The following is a 6,487-nucleotide window of genomic DNA, read 5'->3' as shown; positions in this document are numbered from 1 at the left end:
CGATCAAACGAACAGATGAAGGGACCACCGACGCGACGCGCCGGTGGTCCCATAACTGGCAATCCAGGTGGTCCCATCACCCTGGCAAAATCAGCTCACACTGGTCCCATCCTCCTGGCAGACGACAAATTTGCGCGCGATGTCAGGCCACCCCCGACTCGGCCAGTGTTGATCGGCCGGTACAAGGCCACTACATATACAGCTAGGTCGCCAAAGTTCTAACCGGACCTACAGCTTCGCTTGTGTCAGGTTTCAAACAAAAGATGAGAAAAATGGGCGCCATATGGCCGGCGTCGACATCCGCTACGGCGATCCAGCAAGCAATAAACAGCCACAAAGCGATTCCGGCAGAATTATTGGCTTTCACGGATTCGGAAAAAAGGCGAAATAGAAGGACAAGAAGCAGCGCTAAACATATAATTCCTGCGCGAAACAACAACCCTATATACGTCGAATGACTGGCCACAGGAGCAACTAGGTCGGATTCACGCGGCTTTAGGCCGAAGCCAAGGAAAAAGACTCCGGTATCCCACACGTACTGCAATGTGCGTTCGTAGATCGCTAACCTAGATTCCGCCGATCCCGCGCGTTGATCATTCACTTCAGCGAGTAGCTCGACGATGGTCGAACGTCCACTGACTAGTGTCACGATAATCAACGGCAGCACCATCGTTAATACAGCTGCAAAAGTCCTCCGACTGCGCCTTCGGATTTTGAAAAGTTGACCCGCAAGAAGCGCGACGGCCAATAACATCCAGGTACTTCGGCTCAACGAATAGTACACCGATACACTTGCGAGTAAGATAGCGAGGATTAAAAGTGCCCGGTGCCTCCGCCGAGAGAACTCAGCAATCGCTATAATAATAGCCAATGCCGCAAACGCACCAGCCCAGGTCCCGTTCGCCATCATACCGGCTGAACGGTGCGTAGCAGAGCCTAACCATCCCGCATAGACCAGACTATTCTCTGCAAACGCCCCAAGCCCACTAGGCATAAATTCGGAATAATCGCGAAGTAGTGGTACCGGCAGCTTGGCTGGGTATATAGCGACCGACACAAATGTCAGAGCACCCTGTATCGCTGCCACCGTGACTAATGCGTAACTGAGCTTTGGTCGGACTGCCGTGAGCCTTGCTGCAGAAAGGCCTGCAGCTAATGTGATCCACACAGCAATGTTTCCGAGAACGGAAAGGCCTCGCACTACGTCGAATCCGAAGTACCAGAATCCAATTGGGACCGATCCCGCCGCAAGAATAGCGATTGCAATTGCTATTCTGCTTTCGGTGCATTGGCGGGCTCGCAATAGGTACAGGACTCCAACCGAAGCAGTTATCAGAAAGAACGTACCGCCGAGGCCCGCAATCCAAAGTATCGGATAAAAATAGACAAGCTTGACGAGGTGATCAATGAACCGCGCAGCGCTACTAACCTGGATCTCGGCAATTTGTCGATGGACGCGAATCACCGTCGCGGAACGTTCGTCAGCTCTCACGTCAGAGCTTCTCGGCCCAAGTGCATCATAAGGTCGGCCTCGCCTTCCCGACAGACGCCGAACAAATAGTCGCGACCAGAATCGTCGGCCGATCTCCGCGCGGGCGAGACCACTTGGCGCCAGCGGCATATGCCGGATGCCACGGGACCGTCGAATGCGCCCGACGACATCAACATGTCAGTCGGAAACTCCGCGCCGGCTTTTGCTGCTATGACTCACGGTTTTGGATTTGCGGTTAGAAGCCGGTTCGGCAGACGCGCCGTAGTACGAGTATTCGTAGCTGTACGAACCACTCCCTCGGCTGGGAACCATGGTCATCACGGCGCCAAGCGTGTGCGCGCCCACGCTGCCCAGATTTGCTATTGCGTGCGCTAGCTGGTCACGACGAGTACTGCCGTGTCGCACCACCACCAGTACTCCATCTGCTCCGGCCGCAAGAATCGCCGCATCTGTGACTGCTAGAAGTGGCGCAGAATCGACGACTACGTAGTCAAACTGCGCCTTCAACTCACTAAGCAAGGTCCTTGCGGATTGTGAACCAAGCAGTTCGCTAGGGTTCGGCGGCACAGCACCCGAGGTGAGCACGGTTAATCCCGGATACCGCGTCTTCTGCAGCGCCTCAGACAGGGTGGCTCGACCACTGAGAACGGTACTGAAGCCGACTGTGCCTACGAGGTCCAAATACTTCGCAACGGTGGGCCTGCGCATATCACCGTCAACCAGGACGACATTGTGTTCGGCTTCAGCCAGAGCAAGCGCAATATTTACTGACGTCGTGGATTTTCCCTCGGAAGGAACGGAACTCGTCAACAGAATCACACGCGGCGGGCGATCAACCGAAAGGAACTGTAGATTTGTCCGAAGCTTCCGAAAAGCCTCTGCAATTGCAGAATTGTCATTTTCGAACGAAATTGCGGTTTGCCTTCTGCGTTCCCGGTCGAGAGGTACGCTGCCGACCATACTGACTCCGGCAACTTCTTCGAGCGTCTTGCTGGTCTTCACGGTGTTGTCGAGAATTTCTCTCAGTAGCGCCAGTCCGATACCGAACACCAGACCGGCCAACAAACCGATCAGGATGTTCCTGGGAATGCTCGGTACCACTGGCGCATCCGGAATTGAGGCACGCTGTTCAACAACGACCCGAGCATCGGGCACTGCTCCATTTTCTGGTGTTTCGAGCTCCCTAACCATGGAGACGAACTCGTCCGATAATGTATTTGCAATATCGCGTGCTTGAACCGGCGACTCATCGAGCACTTCAACAACTATAAGTACGGTGTCGACTTTCGCACTTGCTTTTATATTATGCTGCAATGCCGACGCACTCTTAGATAGCTTGAGTTTATCTATCGTGCGCTGAGCGAGCGTCTGACCCATCAACAACTGCGTATAGGAAGCCACGCGCTCCTGGGAAAGACGGTTCCCTTGGTACATTTCGGCCACCGAAGACCCTGCCGAAGATGAGACATAAAGTCTCGTCGATGCCTGATAGAGCGGTGTCGTTAATAGGCTCACTAATACTGCACCAAGGAGCCCGACAATCACTGATAAGACTACTGTGACCCACCGGGTTCGGAGTATCCGGACAGCATCTTGCAAACTCATTGACACATCCTCTCAATCAAGCCGCGTACGACACTCGCATGCGAACCAAAGTTCGACGGAGATGTGCCAACCAACGTCGCTCTACATGGCTTATTTCGTACACTCAGGCACCGTTACCACGGGAGAGGGGTCGTCTACCAGAGGTTGCACCGGCACCCGAGCTGCGCCCGATGCCGTCGGTTCAGACAGTCGGAAGACGAGCTCTCCAGATTGGCCCGGGGGGATCAGAACTTGAACTTCGAATGACGGATGGCCGCGTTCCGCACTCTGGGTAAACGGCACACGTTCACCATTGGCGAGCACACTGGCCACTGACGCATTGGTCGTGGCAAGAAGTCGCACCGATGAAACCATCGTGCCTTTCGGCACCTCAAACGGGACGTTACTAATAAGACCCTCTGTGCCGGCAACGTATTCGGGGAGCGGTGCATCGGCGGGCGCCGTGTTCTTCATCCGGACCGTGACAGTCGACATTCTCGTCTGTCCGTCACACCCGTCGGCGACGTATTCGAGACTGCGCTCGAGGTAGTAGTCCATCTTGTTGCCGCCGAGGTTGTTGATGACAACGTTGGCGTAGGGCGCAGGGTCATCCGGAACAATATGTGCCAGTGGGGTTTCTTCGAGTAGCGACTGCTCTGCGGGCGAGGCGCTCCAGACCGCTATTCGGCGTTCACTTACCGCCTTGCCCAACGCGTCTAGCAACTTGCGTGGAGATTCAACGGGTCCGGTGACTTTCTGGACCACGAGGTTCGCAATGTCTTGGAGATAGTTCTTTCGCGCAACCTGGTCCGCGGGAAAACGAACGTAGGCAGTAGACTCCGTCAATTCGACAACGTTGTCTTTCGTGATGACCTCACCGTCCGGCATTTTCACCGCCCCAACAGCGCTGAGAATATAGCTAAGCGCGATCGGATCAATCGCGATGACGCCGTCAACGTTCATCCCGGTCTTCTGCGCCCACATCGACTTCCAGATCTGGGCAGCATTTGGGAAGTGCGGACTCAAGTTGCTGTTCCGGTAATCCGTGTTTGGATTGGTGAACCCGTACTGCTGGTTGAATTCTGGGCCCAGGTCCACCGTGGCGACGGCGTCGGTTAGCTCCGTGTTCTTTCCGAGGTCATCGACTGTGGGCTTGCCATTGTCGAACCGCAGGACTCCGAAACCGCCTAAGAGCCCGCCGGTTCCTCGCGCTTCGGCGTTGGTCTGGAAGCCCATGAAGTAATTGCGCGGACCGTCTGCCCCCATCATTGACGGCACGAGACGAGCAGCCAACGCGGTGTTCTCCAGCAGGCCAGCGAGCTCGGACGTCTGCTCCTGCAACTGAGAACGGGCATCGCGAAGCAGCGACAGATAGCCCGGATCCGAGATGCCGGCCGCCTCGGAGTCGAGCCGAGCGGCGTCCTCTGAAAGCTTGGCCAACTGAGGTTCTTCGGCACGCAACGATTGCACATCGACTCGACCGTTGGCATACAACTTGTCTGGCGAAATCGAAACCCCTACGTCGGTCGATGGCTTCAGCACGTCAGCAGCGAGACCGAGAACCACGTCCGAGATCTGCTGACCCGACTCGAACGGGCTACCCAGCCAGGGAATCACGGACATGACATTCCACGGAACGGAATGCGTGGCGTCTCTCGCACTCTGTGCGTGCGCTTGCGCATCGTCGGCGAACCGGGACGCTTCGGCGGTATTGCCCTGCAGCAATGCATCTTTGGCCTGCTGAGCACTCGAACGTGCCTGTTCCAGACTGTCTTTGGCATCGAAAGAGCGCACGCCCAACCAGGCGCCAAAGGCAATAACGACGATAAGCAGTGCCAGAGCGGTCCATACCGCACCGTGGCGATCCCGCAGCCAGTGCGGCCGGCGCTCGTCTTCGTCAGTTGACAGGTCGTCATCGCCGTCCGGCCCATCGCCGGACGGACGGCGGGAGAACTTATTCACTCAGAAGGATTCCCGTGGTCGGTGGACTCTCGTCACTTGGCCTGAACATGCAGAATGGGACTGCCATCACTGGCAGTCCCATCTGACTAACCGCATGTACGAGGATCAGCAGCCCCGGCTAATCGAACCCTTGACCGAGAAGTAGGGCCCGATGGAGACGGTGATGCCGAAGATGCAGGCATCGAAGTTGAGCTGACCCAGCCAGCCGAACCACCGCTTGACGAAGCCCGGAATCAACGCCGCGGTGTTGAACTCGAGGATCGTGGTTTTCGGCGGGGCGTCCGGCCGCGCAGGACCGAACCAGACCCAACCACCCTGCTGGGCAATCGAAGCGGCACCCAGCGCAGGCGCGGCCGCGATGTTGGCCAGCTCCGTCATCGCCGGCGCCGTGGGCGCGGGCAGCGCAATGTCCGCGTTCGCGGCGACAGCCGGCGTCAGAGCAGCTGCCGCGGCCACCGCCGTGGCCGCCGTGGCCACCTGGAACTTGGTGCTTACGTTAGACAATTTCGCGGCCACAGTAGCCATGTCCCCCTCATTTCACTCCGGTTGAGTTAGCTGAGAATATGTCAGACTCCGGAACCCCTGTCAACCGGAACGCGCTTTCTTTCAGGAACCTGTGTTGCGACGCTGAAAACAGCCGATTACCAGGGCTTCTCGGCGCTTGGTTATCCCGCTCGGGCCCGGTGTCTTCGGCGGCTTTTCCGGCTCAAATTCGGGCTCCCCCGGGAGAGCCGTAGCATGTTTGCTGGTGATGCGCTTTTTTGGCTTTTTCTCAGGATCGGGCATTCGCGGGTGAAATTCCGACGGTGGCTAGAAGTGCACGATGGTCACTACCCGGCAGCGAGACACTGCGGAGGGAGTTCACGTTTGCGTGCCGCGTCAGCACGTGGTCAATCGTGATCAACGGCGGGATCGCGCCCTTCGAGGGGAAGGTGGGCGCGTAGCCGGCGCCTGACTGAACGACACCGTCCCGGTATCCGTTGGCGAGGAGGTCGCGGAACTGTCGCATGTCCGGCGTGCTGTTGAAATCCCCTGATGCGATTACCGCTCCGGACTCGACTGCGTCGGCCAGACCTTTCAGCCGCGACTTGGTGGCGACGATGCCGTTCCGCCAGCTGCCGAACGACGCCATCGGCGAGGTGACGTGGATACTGGCCACGGCGACGTCGGATCGCACACCTGGAATCTGCGCCCGTGCCGCGACAATGCTGGAGTTCCAGAATCGTGTGGGCGACAGCGGGATCAACGGGTGCCGACTCCAGATCCCGTTCCCGCTCGCATTCGGAGCAGGAAACAGAAGAGAATAGGGAAACTCCTCGTTGATGTCCGTTCTCATCTGACCTGATGTATGGACGGCGTCCTGAACTGCGGTGTATCAGTTCGGGTGAGAATCCGACGGGTCAGCTTTCTCATTTCATCTGATACAAGAGGTTCGCTGGTCGTTAGCGT

General features: G+C 57.3%; 5 protein-coding genes. All 5 read right to left on the bottom strand.

What is annotated here, in order from left to right; translation table 11 throughout:
- Nucleotides 1-202: 202 nt before the first annotated feature.
- Nucleotides 203-1,492 (bottom strand): O-antigen ligase family protein, encoded by a 1,290-nt coding sequence (locus ACTWP6_RS29545; protein ID WP_443189552.1) that lies wholly within the window; start codon nucleotides 1,490-1,492, stop codon nucleotides 203-205.
- Between the two features lie 177 nt (nucleotides 1,493-1,669).
- A complete protein-coding gene (locus tag ACTWP6_RS29540; protein ID WP_443189551.1) occupies nucleotides 1,670-3,097 on the bottom strand; it encodes a polysaccharide biosynthesis tyrosine autokinase in 1,428 nt (475 codons plus the stop codon).
- 90 nt (nucleotides 3,098-3,187) lie between these two features.
- On the bottom strand, nucleotides 3,188-5,038 hold the full coding sequence (locus tag ACTWP6_RS29535; RefSeq protein WP_443189550.1) for a DUF4012 domain-containing protein: 1,851 nt from the start codon (nucleotides 5,036-5,038) through the stop codon (nucleotides 3,188-3,190).
- Between the two features lie 105 nt (nucleotides 5,039-5,143).
- Nucleotides 5,144-5,563 (bottom strand): hypothetical protein, encoded by a 420-nt coding sequence (locus tag ACTWP6_RS29530; protein WP_443189549.1) that lies wholly within the window; start codon nucleotides 5,561-5,563, stop codon nucleotides 5,144-5,146.
- A 247-nt stretch (nucleotides 5,564-5,810) separates the two neighbouring features.
- On the bottom strand, nucleotides 5,811-6,374 hold the full coding sequence (locus tag ACTWP6_RS29525) for an endonuclease/exonuclease/phosphatase family protein (RefSeq protein ID WP_443189548.1): 564 nt from the start codon (nucleotides 6,372-6,374) through the stop codon (nucleotides 5,811-5,813).
- Nucleotides 6,375-6,487 lie beyond the last annotated feature (113 nt).

The organism is Mycobacterium sp. 4D054, from assembly GCF_052245755.1.
Taxonomy (GTDB): domain Bacteria; phylum Actinomycetota; class Actinomycetes; order Mycobacteriales; family Mycobacteriaceae; genus Mycobacterium.
Note: the sequence above shows the minus strand (reverse complement) of the source record. Positions and strands in the feature narration are given on the sequence as shown.

Excerpts from the sequence above, each read along its gene's own strand:
- ACTWP6_RS29540 (WP_443189551.1), bottom strand. The coding sequence starts at position 3,097 with ATGAGTTTGCAAGATGCTGTCCGGATACTCCGAACCCGGTGGGTCACA.
- ACTWP6_RS29530 (WP_443189549.1), bottom strand. The coding sequence starts at position 5,563 with ATGGCTACTGTGGCCGCGAAATTGTCTAACGTAAGCACCAAGTTCCAG.
- ACTWP6_RS29525 (WP_443189548.1), bottom strand. The coding sequence starts at position 6,374 with ATGAGAACGGACATCAACGAGGAGTTTCCCTATTCTCTTCTGTTTCCT.